22 protein-coding genes are annotated in these 20,844 nt (G+C 35.8%); 13 read left to right on the top strand and 9 right to left on the bottom strand.

From position 1 onward, the window contains the following. Positions 1-85: 85 nt before the first annotated feature. The gene (locus BST93_RS00695; RefSeq protein WP_085775734.1) at positions 86-769 is read right to left on the bottom strand and encodes a TetR/AcrR family transcriptional regulator; all 684 of its coding nucleotides are present in this window, start codon (positions 767-769) and stop codon (positions 86-88) included. Positions 770-934: 165 nt separating this feature from the next. Beyond that, a complete protein-coding gene (locus tag BST93_RS00690) occupies positions 935-1,294 on the bottom strand; it encodes a toxin-antitoxin system YwqK family antitoxin (RefSeq protein ID WP_042276378.1) in 360 nt (119 codons plus the stop codon). A 235-nt stretch (positions 1,295-1,529) separates the two neighbouring features. Here BST93_RS00690 and aspS point away from each other — a divergent pair, with 235 nt between their 5' ends. From aspS to BST93_RS00660, 6 genes are all read left to right on the top strand, one after another. Continuing rightward, positions 1,530-3,281, top strand: coding sequence for an aspartate--tRNA ligase (gene aspS / locus BST93_RS00685; protein ID WP_105017715.1), 1,752 nt, complete (start codon positions 1,530-1,532; stop codon positions 3,279-3,281). A 23-nt stretch (positions 3,282-3,304) separates the two neighbouring features. Beyond that, positions 3,305-3,562 (top strand): hypothetical protein, encoded by a 258-nt coding sequence (locus BST93_RS00680; protein ID WP_060523351.1) that lies wholly within the window; start codon positions 3,305-3,307, stop codon positions 3,560-3,562. 89 nt (positions 3,563-3,651) lie between these two features. Then, positions 3,652-4,689: a ferrochelatase gene (hemH, locus tag BST93_RS00675; protein WP_105017714.1), complete on the top strand. Its 1,038-nt coding sequence runs from the start codon at positions 3,652-3,654 to the stop codon at positions 4,687-4,689. A gap of 51 nt (positions 4,690-4,740) precedes the next feature. Next, entirely contained in the window at positions 4,741-6,135 is a 1,395-nt protein-coding gene (locus BST93_RS00670) for an MATE family efflux transporter (protein ID WP_042276369.1), read from the top strand. A gap of 6 nt (positions 6,136-6,141) precedes the next feature. Beyond that, on the top strand, positions 6,142-6,621 hold the full coding sequence (locus BST93_RS00665; protein WP_105017713.1) for an acyl-CoA thioesterase: 480 nt from the start codon (positions 6,142-6,144) through the stop codon (positions 6,619-6,621). Positions 6,622-6,691: 70 nt separating this feature from the next. Continuing rightward, positions 6,692-7,123: a hypothetical protein gene (locus tag BST93_RS00660; protein WP_105017712.1), complete on the top strand. Its 432-nt coding sequence runs from the start codon at positions 6,692-6,694 to the stop codon at positions 7,121-7,123. Here the strand turns inward: BST93_RS00660 and BST93_RS00655 are convergent. Further along, the gene (locus tag BST93_RS00655; RefSeq protein WP_105017711.1) at positions 7,110-8,015 is read right to left on the bottom strand and encodes a DMT family transporter; all 906 of its coding nucleotides are present in this window, start codon (positions 8,013-8,015) and stop codon (positions 7,110-7,112) included. The genes BST93_RS00660 and BST93_RS00655 overlap by 14 nt on opposite strands. After that, positions 8,008-8,367, bottom strand: coding sequence for an arsenate reductase family protein (locus tag BST93_RS00650; protein WP_105017710.1), 360 nt, complete (start codon positions 8,365-8,367; stop codon positions 8,008-8,010). The genes BST93_RS00655 and BST93_RS00650 overlap by 8 nt, the downstream gene beginning before the upstream one ends. Positions 8,368-8,489: 122 nt before the next feature. On the opposite strand from BST93_RS00650, the gene BST93_RS00645 reads away from it, so the two are divergent. Beyond that, a complete protein-coding gene (locus BST93_RS00645; protein ID WP_258150472.1) occupies positions 8,490-9,665 on the top strand; it encodes a cystathionine gamma-synthase in 1,176 nt (391 codons plus the stop codon). Between the two features lie 19 nt (positions 9,666-9,684). Here the strand turns inward: BST93_RS00645 and BST93_RS00640 are convergent, their stop codons facing one another. Next, positions 9,685-10,995 (bottom strand): alkaline phosphatase D family protein, encoded by a 1,311-nt coding sequence (locus tag BST93_RS00640; RefSeq protein WP_105017708.1) that lies wholly within the window; start codon positions 10,993-10,995, stop codon positions 9,685-9,687. A 182-nt stretch (positions 10,996-11,177) separates the two neighbouring features. On the opposite strand from BST93_RS00640, the gene BST93_RS00635 reads away from it, so the two are divergent. From BST93_RS00635 to BST93_RS00610, 6 genes are all read left to right on the top strand, one after another. Further along, a complete protein-coding gene (locus BST93_RS00635) occupies positions 11,178-11,612 on the top strand; it encodes an ATP-dependent zinc protease family protein (protein WP_042277260.1) in 435 nt (144 codons plus the stop codon). After that, positions 11,602-12,474, top strand: coding sequence for a 30S ribosomal protein S6--L-glutamate ligase (gene rimK / locus BST93_RS00630; protein WP_060523344.1), 873 nt, complete (start codon positions 11,602-11,604; stop codon positions 12,472-12,474). The genes BST93_RS00635 and rimK overlap by 11 nt, the downstream gene beginning before the upstream one ends. A 3-nt stretch (positions 12,475-12,477) precedes the next feature. Beyond that, on the top strand, positions 12,478-13,422 hold the full coding sequence (locus tag BST93_RS00625) for a succinylglutamate desuccinylase/aspartoacylase family protein (protein ID WP_082586918.1): 945 nt from the start codon (positions 12,478-12,480) through the stop codon (positions 13,420-13,422). Continuing rightward, complete coding sequence (locus BST93_RS00620; protein WP_105017707.1) at positions 13,415-13,990, top strand: 5-formyltetrahydrofolate cyclo-ligase; 576 nt, start codon at positions 13,415-13,417, stop codon at positions 13,988-13,990. Before BST93_RS00625 ends, BST93_RS00620 begins: the two co-directional genes overlap by 8 nt. A gap of 112 nt (positions 13,991-14,102) precedes the next feature. Beyond that, the gene (locus BST93_RS00615; protein WP_105017706.1) at positions 14,103-15,203 is read left to right on the top strand and encodes a sensor histidine kinase; all 1,101 of its coding nucleotides are present in this window, start codon (positions 14,103-14,105) and stop codon (positions 15,201-15,203) included. A gap of 2 nt (positions 15,204-15,205) precedes the next feature. Beyond that, complete coding sequence (locus BST93_RS00610; protein ID WP_085775569.1) at positions 15,206-15,613, top strand: response regulator; 408 nt, start codon at positions 15,206-15,208, stop codon at positions 15,611-15,613. Between the two features lie 2 nt (positions 15,614-15,615). Here BST93_RS00610 and BST93_RS00605 read toward each other — a convergent pair whose 3' ends face one another. The 4 genes from BST93_RS00605 to ileS are packed head-to-tail and all read right to left on the bottom strand — an operon-like array spanning position 15,616 to position 20,770. After that, positions 15,616-16,227 (bottom strand): lipoprotein signal peptidase, encoded by a 612-nt coding sequence (locus BST93_RS00605; protein ID WP_105017705.1) that lies wholly within the window; start codon positions 16,225-16,227, stop codon positions 15,616-15,618. 27 nt (positions 16,228-16,254) lie between these two features. Continuing rightward, the gene (locus BST93_RS00600) at positions 16,255-16,944 is read right to left on the bottom strand and encodes a hypothetical protein (protein ID WP_105017704.1); all 690 of its coding nucleotides are present in this window, start codon (positions 16,942-16,944) and stop codon (positions 16,255-16,257) included. 31 nt (positions 16,945-16,975) lie between these two features. Beyond that, positions 16,976-17,362 carry a TraR/DksA family transcriptional regulator gene (locus tag BST93_RS00595; protein WP_042276339.1) on the bottom strand — a complete coding sequence of 129 codons (387 nt, stop codon included), beginning with the start codon at positions 17,360-17,362 and terminating at the stop codon, positions 16,976-16,978. A 3-nt stretch (positions 17,363-17,365) separates the two neighbouring features. Further along, complete coding sequence (gene ileS, locus BST93_RS00590; RefSeq protein ID WP_105017703.1) at positions 17,366-20,770, bottom strand: isoleucine--tRNA ligase; 3,405 nt, start codon at positions 20,768-20,770, stop codon at positions 17,366-17,368. Between the last annotated feature and the right edge of the window lie 74 nt (positions 20,771-20,844).

The raw sequence follows: 20,844 nt of genomic DNA, 5'->3' as shown, positions 1-20,844 counted from the left end.
ACATGCAAAAGGCTTATAGCTGTAACCGATTGCAAAACGATTTAGATGCTTTTAGACCTTAAAATTCTTTATATCAATTTAGATTTTAAGCCATGCGCTCCTTCCATAGGAATTTACCAAAGTCTAAAACTGCATCTAAGGGTGTGTTATCAAAAACATCAAAAATGGTATTAACGGATTTTTCAATAGCCATGTCTGTTTTTTCAAATCCTGGACTATCGTCATCCATCCAAAATTTTAAAAGGAAAAGCATTTGAATCCATGCGCCCTCGCTGTAGATACTTTCTGAACGCTCTAGTAAAATATTGGTCTTACTTTCATTACGTTCTTGAATTAATGTTCGGGCAAAATCCTTTACATGTTTTCTTAAACCTTTAAGTTCATCCATTTTGTTCATCATGCTTTGTTTACCATGTAGAGTAAATAAAACATAACTACGATTCATAGTTAGTAATTCAAAAAAGGTGTAGAAAAAAGTGAGCATTTTTTCACGATTAGAAAAATGTGCATAATCCTCATTCTTATGAGCAACGTCCATTGTCATAGTAAAAAAGGTATTCCAAATTTCCTTGCGTAAACCTTCTATGCTTCCAAAATGTGCATAGAATTCTTGCTCTTCCATTTTATTTTCCTTGGCAAACTTGTATACACTTTTAGGTTCTTTTTCATGCTCTAAAACGTATTCCATGTAAGCCGTTATAATATCCTGGCGATTAGGAGTTTTCTTTTTAGTTGTCTTTTTTGCGGTAGATTTTTTTACTGTGGCCATAACAATTAATCCTTTTGGTAAAAATACAATTTTGTTTAACAAATACGTTAATTAAGTTAAACAAAGATTTGTTAAAGATTAGTCGTTAATAGATCTCAGAACTTAAAACTAGAAACAAAAAAACCTCGCCATTTGGCGAGGTTTTTATTGTATAAATTTTTAAAATTAAGGTTTATTAATGGCTACTGCCTCCTTATTTGTCCAGTTGTTTACAGCAACAATTGCATTATTAGAATAATCAACCTCTACTAGTGTTTCACCTTTCCAAAAAAACCACTTACCACTTCTTTCATTTTGTGAATATTCTGCTTGTGCTATCTTATTACCATTTTGATCATAAGAAATCCATTCACCATGGCGTTTTTTGTTTAAAAATGTTCCTTCCTCTGCAATTGAACCGTTGTCATGGAAATAAGTCGCCTTAACCATACCATTTTCTAATTGTTCAAATTGGGGCTTGTTTTCTTCTTGAGCGCTTACTATAAAACCTACAAGCAATGCTGCTACCATCAATACGTTTTTCATGACCTATACTTTTTAAGTTCTACCCAAATTTAACTTTAAAATTACATATACGCAACAATTAGGTAACGTTAAATTTACATTAAAGGTGTATCATTCTGAATAACAGAATATTATTAATTTTTAAAATCACATGTTTCATCGTGTTTTGTCATTGCTATGATTTAAAATGTTAAGTATTTAATGTTTAATATCCGTTGGAATCGGTTTATTTTTGCTGCTCCTTATAGAACATATTATGTATAGAACACACGACTGCGGAAGTTTAAGAGTGAGCGATGTAAATAAAGAGGTAACCCTGTCTGGTTGGGTTCAAAAATCTCGTGACAAAGGATTTATGATTTGGGTTGATTTGAGAGATCGTTACGGTATTACACAGCTTATTTTTGATGAGGACCGTACAGATGAGACAGTTATGAAAACCGCTCAAACGTTAGGTCGCGAGTATGTAATACAAGTAAAAGGTACTGTAATCGAGCGTGAATCAAAAAATGCTAAAATACCTACAGGTGATGTTGAAATACTTGTAAAGGAATTAAAAATTCTAAGTGCTTCAAAAACGCCACCGTTTACTATTGAAGATGAAACAGATGGTGGTGAAGAACTTAGAATGAAATACCGCTACCTAGATATACGTCGTAATCCCGTGCGTGAAAATCTTATTTTCCGATCTAAGGTAGCTATGCAGGTACGTAATTTTCTTGCATCTAAGGATTTTGTAGAGGTAGAAACACCTGTTTTGATCAAATCAACTCCTGAAGGCGCTCGTGACTTTGTAGTCCCTAGTCGAATGAATGAAGGTCAGTTTTATGCACTACCACAATCTCCTCAAACCTTTAAGCAGTTGCTTATGGTAGGTGGACTGGATAAATATTTTCAGATAGTTAAATGTTTCCGTGATGAGGACTTAAGAGCAGACAGGCAGCCGGAATTCACACAAATAGACTGTGAAATGTCATTTGTTGAGCAGGAAGATGTACTTAACATTTTTGAGGAAATGACGAGGCATTTACTAAAAGAAGTTAAGAATGTCCAGGTTGATAAGTTTCCTCGTATGACTTATCAGGAAGCGATGGAAAAATACGGTAATGACAAACCAGATATTCGCTTTGGGATGGAGTTTGGTGATCTTTCCGCTTTCGCGAAAGCGAGAGATTTTAAAATCTTTAATGAAGCAGAAATTGTAGTTGGAATTGCTGTTCCAGGTGCAGCTAGCATGACTCGTAAGGAAATTGATAAGTTAATTGATTGGGTAAAACGTCCTCAAGTAGGCGCTCTAGGAATGGTCTATGTAAAGTGCAATGAGGATGGTAGTTTTAAATCTAGTGTAGATAAATTTTATTCACAAGAAGATCTAGCTCAATGGGCAGAAGCTACAGGAGCACAGGCCGGTGACTTGATTTGTGTATTGTCTGGACCTACAAATAAAACGCGCACGCAATTAAGCGCTCTACGTATGGAAATGGCAGAAAGACTAGGACTGCGCAATCCAGAAGAATTTGCTCCTTTGTGGGTAATTGATTTTCCATTATTAGAATGGGATGAGGATACAGAGCGCTATCACGCGATGCATCACCCATTCACATCACCAAAACCTGAAGATATTGAGAAACTTTCTACAGATCCTGGTAATGTAAGAGCCAATGCATATGATCTTGTCCTTAATGGAAATGAAATAGGTGGTGGATCGGTAAGAATATTTGATAAGGAATTACAGGCGCTTATGTTTAACCATTTAGGTTTTACGCCTGAAGAGGCTAGAGCTCAATTTGGCTTTTTAATGGATGCTTTTGAATATGGGGCACCACCTCACGCAGGACTTGCTTTTGGATTTGATAGATTGGTTTCTATTCTAGGTGGTCAGGAAACTATTCGTGATTTCATCGCATTTCCTAAGAATAATAGTGGTCGCGACGTTATGATTGATGCACCTGCAGCAATTGATCAGGAGCAATTACAAGAATTAAATTTAAAGGTAACAGTAGAATAATTAGTCAAATATCCTTTAGTTAAATGAAACCATTGAAAATCCTTGCAGTCTTATTGATACTAGCTGTTATCGTTATAGGTGCAGGGTTTTATCTAGTGCATTTAGGTAATGCCGTTGCTATGGGGCATAAACTTATAGGTTTATCTACCTTGTTTATTTTTTTCATCATAATGCCTGCCTTTATTTGGGTTAGATATAGTAAAAAGGACTTATCAGGTTTCAACCTGAATAAAGACAAGGAGAAGGAAGATATTGATGAAAATGGAGTAAATTGGGATTAAAATTTCCAAATATTACTATAAGTAATAGTAATTGACTAAAAATAATAACGACCACACAAAAGTTAATTTTGTAGTTCTAAATTTGTTCAATGAAAAAAGGAGTTCTTCTTGTTAATCTGGGTTCGCCAGATAGTACCGATCCTAAAGATGTAAAGAAATATCTAGATGAGTTTTTAATGGACGAACGGGTAGTTGATTTACCTTACATATTAAGAGCTCTTTTAGTAAAAGGAATTATACTTAATACGAGACCAAAGAAAAGTGCAAAAGCTTATAGTAAGATTTGGTGGGAAGAAGGAAGTCCGTTGATCGTCCTTTCAGAGCGTCTTCAGGAAAAAATAGATGCATACACCAGTGTGCCTATTTCGCTTGCTATGAGATACGGCTCTATGACTATTGAGAATGGTCTTAAGGAGCTACACGACCAAGGAGTTGATGAGGTCCTACTTATTCCGTTATATCCTCAATACGCAATGGCAACTACTGAAACCATACTTGTGTTAGCCGAGGAAATAAGAAAGGAACAATTTCCACAAATGGAATTTACTGTAATGCCTCCTTTTTATAATCACCCTGATTATATCAGAGTATTGTCTGAATCGATTAAAGAATCGTTAGAAGGTAAGGATTATGAACATCTTTTATTCTCATATCACGGAGTCCCTAAACGTCATATAAGAAAAAGCGATATAACAAATGGTCATTGTAAAATGAATGGTACTTGTTGTGCTACACCATCACCAGCACATGAGTTTTGTTATAGTCATCAATGCCATGAGGTTACAAGATTAGTAGGTGAGTACTTAAATTTAGAAGATGGTACCTACAGCACTACATTTCAATCTAGATTAGGCTTTGATCCATGGTTAACTCCTTATACCGATCGAACTATTGAAAAAATGGGTCTAGGTGGAGTTAAAAAGCTCGCTATCGCAACACCAGCTTTTGTAAGTGATTGTCTAGAAACCTTGGAAGAAATTGCTATGGAAGGTGAAGAAATCTTTCACGAAGTGGGTGGGAAACAGTTTCACGTTATTCCATGCTTAAATACAAGAGAAGATTGGGTGAAAGTAATGTCTAGATGGATTGATGAATGGGCATTACAAGGAGCTGAAGCCACCGTATAAATAACATTCTTATAAGACAAGAGTGCTACTCGTGCTGTAACTTTGTGCGCCATGTCCCAAACCTCTGTAGCACATAATAAATCACAGTCTTTAGGTATTTTACCAATTAAAGGATTATTGATAAAACAAGCAATTCCTGCAAGTATTGGAATTCTTGTAATGTCCTTAAATATTTTAGTAGATACCATTTTTGTAGGTAATTGGATTGGAGATGTCGCCATTGCAGCGATAAACGTCGTTTTGCCAGTATCTTTTTTTATTGCCGCTTTGGGAATGGCGATCGGTATAGGAGGCTCAAGTATTATATCCCGAGCAATGGGTGATAATAATTATTCAAAGGCCAAAACGACCTTTGGTAATATGATAAGCATCACCTTAATAATAACCGTAGTCTTGGTTGTTGTTGGGTTGTTATTTATTGAGAATTTAGTACCTGCATTTGGTGGAAAAGGAGCCATCTACGAACCTGCTGCTATTTACTATCGCATTGTACTTTATGGAGTGCCTATTCTTGCTATGTGTATGATGGGGAATAATGTCATAAGAGCTGAAGGAGCTCCTATTCATGCAATGATAGCCATGCTTATTCCTTCTATAGGTAACCTGCTGCTGGATTACGTCTTTATTAAGTATTTAGGCTGGGGAATGATGGGTGCCGCATGGGCTACCACGGCGAGTTATGGATTATGCTTTCTTTATGTAGCCGGTTTTTTTATTTCTGGTAAAAGTGAATTGCTGTGCTCAATTAAAGATTTTGTGCCTAACTTTTCAATAATAAGAGAAATAGGAGCTTTGGGTTTTGTTTCCTTATCCAGACAAGCAACTACCAGTGTGCTTTACTTAATTTTAAATAACATATTGTTTGAGTTGGGTGGCGAAGAAAGTGTTGCTGTATTTGGAATTATAGGTAGAATGATGATGTTTGCATTGTTCCCTGTACTTGGAATTACTCAAGGTTTTTTACCTATTGCTGGATTTAATTATGGAGCAAAGAAGTATGACCGTGTAAGAGAGGTGATTTTCACAAGTATTATTTGGGCTTGTATTTTAGGAACTATCATTTTCCTATTATTAATTTTAAATACGGATTTTATAGGAGATGTTTTTACAGACACCCCACAAGTGATTGATCGTACTTCATTTGCCTTGGGTCTTGTTTTTCTTTCCTTGCCTATCATAAGTATACAATTAATTGGAGCGGCTTACTATCAAGCAATAGGTAAAGCAATACCTGCTTTATTGCTCACCCTACTACGAACTGCGATTATCTTAATTCCTTTACTTTTGATTTTACCCAATTTTTTTGGAGAAACAGGAGTTTGGATAAGTTTTCCTATTGCAGATATAAGTGCCACTTTAATAACGGCTTATTTCCTATGGAAAGCCATGAAGAAATTAAAAGATAATTCGGCTGTGAAGTCGCCGGATTTTAATCATTTAAACTAATAAAAAATGTACAAAAAAGAATTTGATGTAAGATGGAGTGATATAGATGCCAATAGGCATCTAGCAAATAGTGCCTATCAAAACTTTATGAGTCATACCCGTATGGGTTATCTCATTGAAATGGGATTTGGACAACGAGAAATGCATGAGCACAATATAGGTCCTGTCATCTTTAATGAGAATATTTTTTATTTTAAAGAAGTTCATCAAGGGAAACCAATAACAGTTACTTGTGAGCTTATTGGTCTAAGTGAAGACGGTAGTTTATTCAGTTTTAGACACAATTTTTACGATTATAAAGGTCGTAACCTTACTAGAGGAACAATGATGGGTGCATGGATGGATCTATCGTCACGTCGAATGACGGCTTTACCCGATGAATTGTTGCAGAAGATTAATAATGTGGAACGAGCAGATGATTTTAAATGGTTAACACGAGAAGATACTCGTTCACATGGTCAAGCTCCTAATGATCTTATCAGTTGATTAGATAAAAGTGGTGATTTGTTCGATGATATTATTTGCTTAAAATAGGCAATTCTATTAAATTGCAGATATGCAGTCAGTTGAACAATCACCATTTTATCCTTCGGTGCTAAAGGAACTTCATTTTCCTTTTGGTAAGTTCTACTTGTTTGAAAAATTTGTCATTGCCGAAGTTGATGAAGGCGTTACCTTTTCTTGGACTCATGCAAAATTAGTTATTGAAGAGGTAACTGATTTTTACGATCAAACCGATGGTAGCAATTTAATATACATAACAAATAGGATTAATAAGTATGACGTAAAGCCAGTAGATTGGCTTAAATTTTTCATGCATACTTTCTCTCTAAAAGGTTATGCCGTTGTTACCGATTCAAGTGTTGGTACACAGAATGCAAAGCTTGAATCTTTGTTCATGAAATCTAAATTCAAAACCTTCCAAAGTTTACTTGATGCAGTTCAATGGGCAGCTGCATTGCATGATGAGCTAGTTAAGTCGTCCTGATTTTTTGCTTTTGCTTTAAGCTGCTTAAAAACACTCCAGAAAAAATCATTATCCCAGCAGCTATTTTTTGCCAGGTAATAGTATCCTTATCTAAACTTACAGCGATAATAGTCGCCAGTAAAGGTTGTAAATAGACAAACACGGCTACTACACTAGGTTTTAGGTTTTTGATCGCTATAATATTAAGACCATAAGTTCCTAATGTAGCAAACACAATCACGTAACCTATAAACATTAAAGTTTCCCAGCTGGCGCTACTTATATCAAATGCAACAATCTCATTATAGCCAAATGGTAAAATAAATAATACTCCAAAGAAATACAGCCACCTAAGTAAGATTAGAACATGGTATTTCTGTGTGAGCTTTTTTGCTAGAATAATGTAAAACGCATAACTAAGAGCATTTACAAAAATCAAAAAATTCCCCAGTGTTGGGTTTGAAGCATCTGCTCCTATACCAGTTGATTGTAAAATAAGAAAAGTAGCACCAGAAAAACCTATTAAAATCCCAAGTATACGAATCCCAAATAATTTTTCTTTAAGAAATATTGCGCTTAATACAAGAACCAAAATAGGAGTAGTAACCATTAAAACTGCTGCGCTTATAGGTGATGTAAGCGACAAACCTTTCATAAAGGTAAGCATGTTAAATCCCACACCGCAAAAAGCTGCCAATGCAATATGAGCAAGCTCCTTTAAGGTCATTTTTGTTCTAGGAGCAAAAACAAAACTTAAACCCCAGAATATTAGTCCGGTAATTAAAACACGGTACAAAGTAAGCCCGTAAGGACCTATAAGTGCAGGAGTAACCTCTTTGGCTGCAGTAAAATTAAACGCGTAAAAAAGTGCGACTAGAAAAGCACATACAATAGCAATTGCTCTTTTACTCATTTCCAAGTGCTTGTGCAGCTGCTGCTACAGTTTTCTTACTATTTCCTATAAAAGCAACTCCATCAAGTATTAGAATAGGGCGTTTAATAAAGGAGTAATGATCCAGCAATAGTGATCTATAGTCTTTTTCAGATAACTTTTGTTCATGTAAACCACGACCTCTGTACTGTTGGGATCTTCTATTAAATAAGGCTTCATAAGATCCTGCTTGATCTTTTAAAAAATTCACTTGTTCTTCAGTCACAGGTTCTTCTTTGGTATTTTGAAGAATAACAGATTCAGGTAGATGCAACTCTTTCTGAATACGTTTACATGTATTACATGTATTTAAATAAATGAATCTATTTTCCATGTTGCAAAGGTACGCTAGCTTAATGTGAATTATGATATAATTTTATGTATTGAAATAGAAAGGTATACGCTTTCGCGAAAGCGTAATAATCATCAATTGCCACGCTATAATAGCAATTTGTTATCTTCAACCACAAGTTAGAAAAAGAGAAAATGAAATTCAATACCAAAGCTATACATGGTGGCCAAAAAAATATCGATCCAGCTTATAATGCTGTAATGCCACCCATATATCAAACAACATCCTACAAACAATCGAGTCCAGGTAAAAATAAAGGTTATGCTTATTCACGTAGTGCAAATCCTACTAGAACAGCGCTAGAAAATGCCATTGCTAGTATAGAGAATGCTCAGTACGGAATAACCTTTGGATCAGGTATGGCGGCCATAGACGCGGTTCTTAAATTATTAAAACCAGGAGATGAAGTCATTTCCACTAGTGACCTTTATGGTGGATCTTATCGATTATTCACCCAAATTTTTGAACAATTAGGTGTTAAATTCAAGTTTGTAGATATGAAAGATGCTCATTTAATTGAGGAGCATATCACAAGCGCTACCAAAATGATATGGGTAGAAACACCTACAAATCCTACTATGAGTATAATTGATATACGTGCTATAGCTACACTGACAGAGAGTAGAGATATACTCGTAGTGGTTGATAATACATTTGCAACGCCCTATCTTCAAAACCCTATCGAGCTAGGTGCTCATATAGTAATGCATAGCGCAACTAAATATTTAGGTGGTCATAGTGATGTGGTTTTGGGCGCTCTTGTGGTTGATGACGAAATACTTGCTAAAAAACTGTACTTTATTCAAAATGCAAGCGGAGCCATTCCAGGTCCGCAAGATTGTTTTCTAGTGTTGCGTGGTATTAAAACGCTGCATGTGCGTATGCAACGGCACTGTGAAAATGCTGCTCAAATTGCTAACTTCCTACAATCTCATTCTAAAGTTGATAAGGTATACTGGCCTGGTCTTAAAAGTCATCCTAATCATGAAATTGCCAGCAGTCAAATGAGAGACTTCGGCGGTATGATATCCTTCAGTACTAAAAATGACACCAAAGAAAGTGCACTTTCCATTCTAGAAAATCTACATCTCTTTACCCTAGCCGAATCCCTAGGAGGCATTGAATCCTTGGCTGGTCATCCTGTTACAATGACCCATGGAAGTATTCCTAAGGAAGAAAGAGAAAAGACTGGTGTAGTGGATTCCCTTATTCGTTTAAGTATAGGTATAGAAGATGTTGAGGATTTAATAAAGGACCTAGAACAGGCGTTAGAAAAGTAGTGCCGCTAGGACTACTTTTCTAATATCTCAATTCTTTTGCGGTAATGCTATAGTCAAATACTTTTTTACCATTTTGGTCATATATAGTGAGGACTAATTTGCGTTCTTTACGTGGTCCACTCACTTCTACAATCCCAAAGTTTTTTTCATAAAAAGTCTTGCCTTTCACTTGAAGTGTGTTTCCTTCGTCTCTCGCAGCATGTGTTCCAGAGGTCAATGGAGAACAAGTAATGTCGATAAGAGGATAGGCATTTTCTCGTTCTAGTCTAGATATTTCTGTGTGATGCCTATCACCACTCATGAATAAAACACCGCTTATTCTTTCTTCATGTAAACGCTTGAATAAATAATCTCTTTCCTCAGGATAGGTAGCATAGTTTTCAAACTTTGCAGCATCGCTCACAACCTGACCACCACTCACGATAATCTTAAAAGGAGCACGACTATTTTGAAGAGCGTCGATTAACCAATTAACTTGCTCCATTCCAAAATAAGCTTTGTTTTTTTCTCTACTATCATTAGGAGCTCTATGATACCTGTTGTCTAGCATGAATACTTCAACATCGGCCCATGAAAAGTGTTGGGCTACACCACCATTACCAGCAGCATTTGTATTAAGATTACCCCAGTAATCATTAAAGGCTTTTTCTGCAATATGTTTATTTACATAACTCCTGTCTGCATTATTAGGGCCATAATCATGATCGTCCCATGTAGCATAGTGATGTACACTACCTAAAAGAGGTTGTAATTCTGGAGTACTGCGAGTATGTCTATGACGATGGCGTATTCCTGTTTCAGTCATAAAATCAGGTGTACGTAAATAAGTATTATCACCAGTCCATAGCATAAAATCAGGCTGTTTAGCGAGTATACTATTAAATATTTCATAACCATCTCCATAAGGATTAGGTCTATCGTCCTTCTTTTCATTTATAAAAGCACATGAGCCTATAGCAAATGAAAAGTTAGGCGGTTCCGTACGATATTGCCATAATGCCTGCGTTTTGAATGACAACTTGTAATCTCTAGGTACATGTACATTATTGATGTATAATTTATAGGTATATTGAGTACCAAATTCTACCTGTCTAGGATATAGTTTTGCAATAAAATCATCCTCAATACTTGTTGTTACTGTCGGAGTAAAAACCTCTTGTTCACCTTCTTTATAATAACCTATTTTGACCTGAGCTGGCTGTGTAGTTTGAACCCAAATTAAGGCTTCTCGATAAGCAGAATATCCTACCATAGGACCAGACTGCAATAAGTCTTGTTGAGCGTTTAAAGTAGTGGCTAATAACAAAAGGAAAATCCAAAATTTATTCATGATAATTTTTTTTCAAATTTCTGCTCAAAATTATTAGTGTGCGTTAATGGAATGTTATCATTATAAATATATGAGAAGAATTGTCTTTTTTTGCCGCGAATTTTCGTAATATGTGATGGAGTATGTTGATTTCGCTTTCGCGAAAGCGAAACAGAACCCAATTTTTAAATCATTTTAAATACTTGACAAAAAAAATAACCATAGGTCGCACAGATCGTGCTCATTTTCCTGAACTTGGATTTCTAGATATTGATATAAAAATCGATACAGGAGCTTATACATCGTCCATTTATTGTACTGATATTGGAGAGGAAGACGGTGCGCTTACTGCAAATTTTCTTGATCCAGAACATCCCAAGTACAACGGTCGAAAAATGTATTTTGAGGAGTATGAAATTACCCAAGTACGCAGTAGTAACGGTCAGTCACAATTAAGGTATGAGGTAAAAACTATTATTACCTTATTCAAAAAACATTATGTAATATCCCTTACACTATCTGATCGCAAGGAAATGAGGTACCCTGTTTTAATAGGGCGTAAATTTTTATCTAAGAAATTTGTAGTGGATACCGAATTACAAGACCTTTCTTTTATACTTTCACAAAATGAAAATTGATATTCTATCACGCAGTACCACATTATACAGTACAAAGCGATTACTAGAAGAGGCAAAAAATGCAGGACATAAAGCCAGGGCTATAAATGTATTGCATTGCGATATAAAACTAGAAAAACATAAGCCCAGTGTTTATTATCACGGTGAGAGATTACCCGTGCCAGACGCTGTAATACCTAGAATAGGAGCTAGTATCACTTTTTATGGAACCGCTATTGTACGACAATTTGAGATGATGAATTGTTTTACAACTGTGAGTAGTCAGGCGCTAGTTACCTCAAGAGATAAATTACAAAGTTTGCAAAAACTAGCTCGTAGCGGTGTGGGAATGCCAAAAACGGTTTTCACTAATTTTGGTGAACACACAGATGAAATTTGTGAGCAAGTAGGTGGACCACCAGTAGTCATCAAAGTGCTAGAAGGGACACAAGGAATAGGTGTAAATCTAGCAGAATCTCTAGAGGCTGCAGACGCCATTATAGATGCTCATAATGATCTAAGAACAAGGGTAATAATTCAGGAATTCATAAAAGAAGCTGGTGGCGCCGATTTAAGAGCCTTTGTGGTTGGGAATAAAGTGGTAGGAGCGATGAAAAGACAAGCCAAAAAAGGCGAGTTTAGATCCAATTTACATCGTGGTGGAACAGCATCAAAAATCAAATTAACTCCTGAAGAAGAACGCACGGCTCTTGCCGCAGCCAAAGCGCTAGGATTAGGGGTTTGTGGTGTTGATTTATTACAAAGTTCACGAGGACCTTTAGTCCTCGAGGTGAACAGTTCTCCTGGATTAGAAGGAATTGAAGGAGCGACTGGGTATAATATCGCTCGTGAAATTATCAAGTTCATAGAAAAAAACATGTAAGCATTGAGAATATTAGGAACCGAAATTAAAGCAGGTAATAGTTATACACTCAATCTCAATAAAGTAAAACTTTATTCAACTTCTGAAGTTGAAGTGCCAGTCATTATTGAGCGTGGTGAACTAGATGGACCTGTTGTGTTACTTACAGGTGGTATTCATGGCGATGAGATTAACGGGATTGAGGTTGTGCGTCAAATTATAGCGCACGGCTGGAACAAACCTAAACGTGGGACCATAATATGTATTCCGGTAGTTAATATTTTTGGTTTCTTGCAGTTAAAAAGAGAGTTTCCTGATGGTAGAGACTTGAATAGAGTTTTTCCTGGAACAAAAAAGGGTTCTTTAGCTAGCCGTTTTGCTTATCAACTTTCTAATGAAGTGTTGCCAATAGTTGATATTGTTATGGATTTTCATACCGGTGGAGCTCAACGTTATAATGCACCTCACCTAAGAGTTGATGCCGCAGAGAGTAAATCTATTGAATTGGCAAAAGTATTCAACGCACCTTGCTTGTACTTTTCAAGTAATATTTCAAAAACTTTTAGAGCGACATGTTCAAAAAAAGGTATTCCTTATTTGTTATATGAAGGTGGTAAATCAGGCGATAGCGACAAAACGATTGCTGTCGAGGCTGTAAAAGGAGTTTTAAGAGTTTTAGAGCATTTAGATATGGTAACAGAAGGTCTGCCGGATATTTCTGTTAATCATACTACTGTCGAGATCACTAAATCTTCATGGTTAAGAGCGAAAAAATCCGGCTTTATTCATCCTAAAGCTCAGGCAGGCGATAAAGTAAAAAAAGATGAAATTATCGCTAGTATTACGGATCCGTATGGAAAATTGCGACATGAAATAAAAGCACCGCATGATACCTTCTTGCTCAATGTTAATTATGGACCAGTAGTTTATCAGGGCGATGCTATTTTTCATATCTCTAAAGATGAATAAGGCTCAGTTACGTAAACTTTATAAAAAAAAGCGCCTATCCTTATCTACAGATGAGGTGCAGCACAAGAGCGTTCAAATTGCTAATAACTTACTTCAATTAGATATTTGGCATTATGATTATTACCATTTGTTCCTACCTATAAAGAAGTGGAATGAAGTCGATACCCAACCTATTATGAATATCCTTATGTCCAAGGATAAAAATATTGTTATTAGTCATAGTGATTTTGATTCTATTCAAATGATCAATATTTTGTTAGAAGAGCAAACTGTAATAAAAGAAAACAAATATGGAATCCCAGAGCCTATTAATGGAGAAAGAATTAGGGATCATCTTATGGATGTAGTTTTTGTTCCTTTATTAATAACAGATGAAAAAGGTTACAGGGTAGGTTACGGGAAAGGTTTTTATGATAGGTTTTTAGCCAATTGCCGACCAAACGTATTGAAAATAGGTATTTCTTTTTTTGAACCAATAAATGAAATTGAGGATGTTCACGACATGGATGTTACATTAGATATGGTTGTTACGCCAGAAAAAATATACCGTATAACAAAGAATGATTAAAAATATTACCTAAGTTAAATTTTGACTTTTGTTAATTAACATTTAATTCATAGTTTTAGATTCTAAAGGAATTGTTCCTAATAAATAAGATTCACGTTTTTCCCTAAGAACGATGATAGAAAAATCCAATCAACCTCTTAAAAAATTATTAGAGGATAAAGAATATTTTTTAAGTGAAACTGCAGAGCTTACCGTTACTGGAGCTTACAGTGGTAACTTAAAGACAGGAGAAGGTTATATCGATGATATTGGAAGAAATATTTTGGATATACCTAAAAACTATAATCTAGACATTCACTCTGCACTCAGTTTTTTTGCTGATCGTAAGAAAGCAGTAGAACTGTTCTACTCTTGTATCAATGGCGGTAGCTTTGTTCTCGATATTGAAATGAAAGATTATCATGGTAATGTCTTCTGGGCAAAGGCCAGTGGTAAACCTTTACATGATAGCGAGCATAACATTGTTGGGGTTAGAGGTGTGTTCACCAGTATTGATAGGTTTGTAAGAAGAGGCAATGAGCTTGAAAATAGAGCAAAACTTATTCAAGAGCAAAATGATAGATTGGTCCATTTTGCACATATAGTTTCGCACAACCTTAGATCTCACGCTAGCAATTTACAGCTTACTTTAGATGCGTTTAATGATATAAGAGATAAAGGTCAACAAACAGATATTTTCTTTAATTATCTAACCGAAATAAGCAACAACCTGTCATCCACATTGGAGCATCTCAACCAGGTCGTTACTATTAATATAGAAGAAAAAAAGGTTCAACAGGTTAACTTAGAAACAATTTTCAAAGAGTGTTTACTTGAGTTTAAAGAAGAGCTTCTTGCTATTGATGCAAAAGTTAGAGGTGATTTCACAGATCTATCCGTGATAAATTATGTGCCTTCGTTTTTAAAAAATATTTTCATTCAACTTATATCTAATAGTATTAAATTTAGAAGTAGAAAAGAACCTCTTAGAATCAAGGTAAGAACTAAGGTTAAAAATAAGAGGAAACTATTGGTTTTTAAAGATAACGGCGTCGGTATAGATATGAACAAACAGGCAGATTATATCTTTAAAATGTTTGAATCAACTGATGCTAGTGGTGAGTCACAAGGTATAGGTTTATTTGTTCTTAAAAATCAAGTAGAAAGCTTAGGTGGTGATGTCATGGTAAAAAGCAAATTAAATAAAGGAACGTCGTTTACTATTAAATTTTAAAAATGAGCGTTTTAAAAAAAGCTTGTATTATTGATGATGATCGGCTCTATGTGAGCTTGATGAGTATGATTGTAGATAAATATGATCTCGTTGATGAACTTGTACTTTTTGAAAATGGTGATCAGGCATTAAAGTTTTTTGAGCTCGTTTTAAAAGATAAAATCGAGGCGCCGCAGGTTGTCTTATTAGATCTGAATATGCCTATCATGAATGGATGGGAATTACTAGATGTCTTAGAAGATCACACCGCTGCCTTACAAGAAAAAGGAATACATTTATTAGTGGTAAGTTCTAGTATTAATCAAAATGAAATTGCTAAAGCAAAGAAACACGCTCTTGTAAGTGATTTCATTACAAAACCACTATCTAAAACACATTTACTCGAAATTTTCAATAAGATTTCTTCCTAGAATTAATTTTTAGGAAAAGCTTTTTTACTGAAAAGTAGCAGCAGAATTACACCAATCGTAATCGCACTATCTGCAATATTAAAAACAGCATTGAAAAATGTAAATTTATTTCCTCCTATACCTGGAACCCAATTAGGAAAAGTTCCATCAAATAAAGGGAAGTAAAGCATGTCTACTACCTTTCCATAGAAAATAGGAGCGTATCCACCTTCCTCTGGTAAAAATTCTGCTACACCATGGTAGCTGTCAGAAAATAAAACACCATAAAACACACTATCGATTATATTTCCTATCGCACCAGCGAGAATTAAGGATATGCATATGATTAGTATTTTATGACTGTGTTTTTTAATACTGCTCCATAGCCAATAACCTATTCCCATTACAGCAAAAATTCTGAAAACTACTAAGATTATCTTACCATAATCTCCTGGGATTTCGGTTCCCCATGCTGCGCCAGCATTTTCATAAAAAACTAATTTGAATTTACCCCAATCTAGTATGGCATCATTTGAATTACTTGCTAGTTGATAATTAAGTTTAATATATATCTTACTTATTTGATCCAGTAGGAGAACTGAAAAAACAATAAGTAATGCTTTTGATAATTTCATGTACGGCTTTTGTGAACTGCTAAAATACTACTTATCCTCTGTATTTAAAATGCTAATATTACCAGAAGATGTTTGAATGATACCACCATTTTTATTGGGACGTTTTTTTCTTCTTTTATCATTAAATGTCGCTTTTTTTCCTAGACGAATTTCTGGTGAAATAGAATCGCAATAAATAGTCGTAGAACCTAGAATGTTGGTGATGTCCAGGTCGCAATTAGGGTCTTCAATAGTGATAGCGCCAGATGTACAATTAATCTGAATATAAGAAAATAAACCTCGTGTATGAATTGAAGCACTTTGCGCAACAATATTTAGATTCATGTCGTGTGGTATTACCATTTTTACTACTGCGTCTGTCACTTTGTGAGCAGCTAGTTTATCATCAGGTTTTTGATAGATATTTGAGATTGGATCTTTAAAAAATACCGTGTCATTTTTAATATAATGAGTGAGTTCAACGGCTTCTTTATATTCACCACGTTGTGTTGTCGTTATGGATATATTAGTTGTTTGAGTAGCTTGTAAATGGATTTCGGCATACTCATTAAGTTCAATCATTAAGGTACGCAGGTTACCTGCGGTAAATGTTGTAGCTCTAGTATTTGAAGAGTTGTCTTGAGAGTACGCTTTCGCGAAAGCGAACAACACTAAAACACTGGTATAAAAAAACCTTTTACAAGTTATCTGATTTGTAATACCATGCAGATAGCTCATAAAAGGCCTGTATTTAGGGAGAAGTAATTTGTTATTGCATGTTTTTAGCCTCTATACTTAGAGTGGCATGTGGAACAAGCTCTAGGCGTTCTTTCTTGATCTTTTTGCCTAGTTTACGGCAAATACCGTACGTTTTGTTCTCAATTCTTATAAGAGCATTTTTAAGATCTCTTATAAATTTCTCTTGACGAATCGCAAGTTGCGCGTTTGCTTCCTTGCTCATGACCTCACTACCTTCATCAAATGCTTTGAATTGTGGTGCGGTATCATCAGTACCATTATTAGCATCGTTTGCATAGGAGCTTTTAATAAGCTCATACTGCTCTTGTGCATCTTTAATTTTAGCTTCAATTAACTCTTTAAAGTATGCTAGATCTTCATCGCTATAACGTTCCTTTTTTACTTCTACATCGCTCATAATTTATTGTTTTGTTATCTGTATTGCGGTCGCAATGTCGTCAAACTCAATTATCGTACCGTTATCTACAGATTGTGTTATTGTTAAATCATTGGCTAATGTTTCATCTTTAATATACTGGGCATTTTTCTCTACCGCAGCATCCATTTCTGGGTGCGATTGCATTGTGATCGTTATGCGGTCTGTTACCTCGAGTCCGGAGTCCTTTCTTATGTTTTGAATACGATTCACTAATTCACGTGAAATCCCTTCCTGTTTGAGCTCTGGAGAAATAGTTACATCGAGCGCAACTGTAATGCCTGATTGATTAGCAACTAGCCATCCTTCTATATCCGAAGATGTTATCTCAACGTCTTCGAGGCTCAATATAGTATCAGTACCATTAATGTTTATGTTAATTTCTCCATTTTTTTCTAACAAAGCAATGTCTTCTTGTTGAAAACTTTTGATTTTCCCAGCGATCTTGCCCATTTCCTTACCAAAACGAGGTCCCAGAACTTTAAAGTTTGGCTTTATTTCTTTAACAAGTATCCCACTTGCGTCATCGATTAACTCCACCTCTTTAACATTTACCTCGCTCTTTACTAGATCTGCAATAGCTTCTATTTGAGCCTTGTCCTTAGTGTCTAAAACAGGAATCATAACACGTTGCAAGGGTTGTCTTACTTTAATGCTTTCTTTTTTACGTAATGAAAGTGTGAGACTTGAAATCACTTGTGCTTTGTGCATTTTTTCCTCTAACTCACTATTGATAAGATCGTTGTTTGCGATAGGGAATTGGGATAGGTGTACACTTTCACTGCTGTTGCTCTCGCAAACACTTGTCAAGTCACGGTATAATTGATCCATGAAAAAAGGAGCGATAGGAGCGCCTAATTGAGCTACTGTTTTCAAACAAGTATATAGGGTTTGATAAGCAGCGATTTTATCTTGCTCGTAACTACCTTTCCAAAAACGTCTTCTACATAATCTTACGTACCAGTTACTTAAATTCTCTGTCACAAAGGTGGTGATTGCTCTTGCAGCTCTAGTAGGTTCGTATTCCTCGTAGAAAGCTGTTGTGTCTTTGATAAGAGTATTAAGTTCAGACAGGATCCATCGATCAATTTCTGGACGTTCATTTAATGGAATGTCCTCTTCATCGTATTTAAAGCCATCAACATTTGCATACAGGGCAAAAAAGCTATAGGTATTATACAAGGTTCCAAAAAACTTACGCTGCACTTCTTGAATACCATCAGTATCAAATCTTAGGTTGTCCCAAGGATTTGCATTACTCACCATGTACCATCTTGTGGCATCGGCGCCATATTTGCCTAAAGTCTCAAATGGGTCCACTGCATTCCCTAATCGCTTAGACATTTTTTGACCATTCTTATCCAGAACCAGTCCGTTTGATACTACATTTTTGTAAGCAACATCGTCACTAATCATAGTAGCAATAGCATGTAGTGTGTAAAACCATCCACGAGTTTGATCCACACCTTCGGCTATAAAATCTGCCTTGCGTAAACCGTTCTCTACGGCTTCTTTATTTTCAAATGGATAGTGCCATTGGGAATACGGCATTGAACCACTATCAAACCATACGTCAATCAAGTCTGCCTCGCGGTGCAAGTGCTCTCCATTATCAGCAATAAGTATTATTTGATCTACAACATTTTTGTGTAAATCAATCAAATCATAGTTTTGATCACTCATATCACCAGCTGTAAATCCTTCAAACGGATTTTTTGACATAACACCAGCGGCGATAGATTTTTCTATCTCGTTCATTAGTTCTTCTACAGAGCCTATTATGATTTCTTTAGTCCCTGTCTCATTGCGCCATATAGGTAGTGGGATTCCCCAAAAACGTGATCTAGAAAGATTCCAATCATTGGCATTAGCCAGCCAGTTACCAAATCTTCCTTCACCAGTTGATTTTGGTTTCCAATTAATGGTCTTATTTAACTCGTGCATACGGTCTTTGAAAGCCGTAGCTTTGATAAACCAGCTATCTAGCGGATAATAAAGTACAGGCTTGTCAGTTCTCCAACAATGTGGATAACTGTGAACATATTTTTCTACTTTAAAAGCACGATTTTGTTCTTTTAGGGCGATGGCTATTTCTACATCGACACTGCGTTCTGGAGCATTGTCTTTATAGTATTCGTTTTTCACATACTTGCCACCTATAAAAGGTAAGTCTCCTCTAAATTTACCTTGTAAATCTACAAGCGGTACAGGATTGTTGTTTTCATCCAATACTAGCATTGGTGGAATTTCTGGAGTTGCTTGTTTTGCTACAAGTGCATCATCTGCTCCAAAGGTTGGTGCAGTGTGTACAATACCAGTTCCATCTTCTGTAGTTACAAAATCGCCTGCTATTACTCTAAAAGCATTTTCTGCATTTTCATAAGGTAATGCATATTCCAGTAGTTGGTCGTATTTGATATTTACCAGATCTACTCCTTTGCAAGTTCCTAATAGCGTATATGGTATTTTTTTGTCGCCCAGTTTGTATTCTTGTTTCGCTTTCGCGAAAGCGTCATTATCAAAATGTTCATATTTCTTACCAAACTGATAGCTTACAAGGGCTTCTGCTAGTATGACTTGCATTGATTCACCTGTATATTGGTTGAAAGTTTCTACAAGTACGTAGTCAATCTTTGGTCCAACAGTAAGCGCTGTGTTAGATGGTAAAGTCCATGGAGTAGTAGTCCATGCTAGGAAGAAAACTTCACCTTGAGTGATAAACGGTAACTGTGCAGGATCAGTTACTTTAAACTGCGCAGTCACAGTTGTATCTGTAACATCACGGTAGCATCCTGGTTGGTTTAATTCGTGCGAACTCAAACCTGTTCCGGCAGCTGGTGAATAAGGTTGGATGGTGTAACCTTTATAAAGTAAATCTTTATTATAAATTTCTTTAAGTAACCACCATACACTTTCCATGTATTTAGGCTTGTAGGTTATGTATGGATCTTCCATATCTACCCAATAACCCATATCCTCAGTTAGGTTACTCCATATATCGGTGTATTTTAATACAGCGTCTTTACAGGCTTGGTTGTATTCTTCAATAGATATTTTAGTACCTATATCTTCTTTGGTAATGCCTAAAGCTTTTTCCACACCTAGTTCCACTGGTAAACCGTGCGTATCCCATCCAGCTTTACGATTAACTTGATAGCCTTGCTGTGTCTTAAAACGACAGAACAAATCCTTGATAGTACGACCCATAACATGGTGAATACCAGGCAATCCATTTGCCGATGGTGGTCCTTCAAAGAAAATAAAAGGTTCGTTACCTTCTCTTGTAGTTACCGACTTGTTGAAGATGTCCTGATCTTTCCAGAATTGTTTGATTTTCTTATCAACTTCAGGAAGATTTAAACCTTTGTATTCATTGAATTTAGTACTCATGTCACCAGTGTTTTAAGGTGTGCAAAAGTAGGGAAAAGGTACGAGTTTTAATAGCTTTTTAAATCTTGTAAGCA

The sequence above is a fragment of the Nonlabens tegetincola genome (assembly GCF_002954355.1).
Taxonomy (GTDB): Bacteria; Bacteroidota; Bacteroidia; order Flavobacteriales; family Flavobacteriaceae; genus Nonlabens; species Nonlabens tegetincola.
The sequence above is the reverse complement of the archived record's forward strand: the minus strand, read 5'-3'. Positions and strand labels throughout refer to the sequence as shown.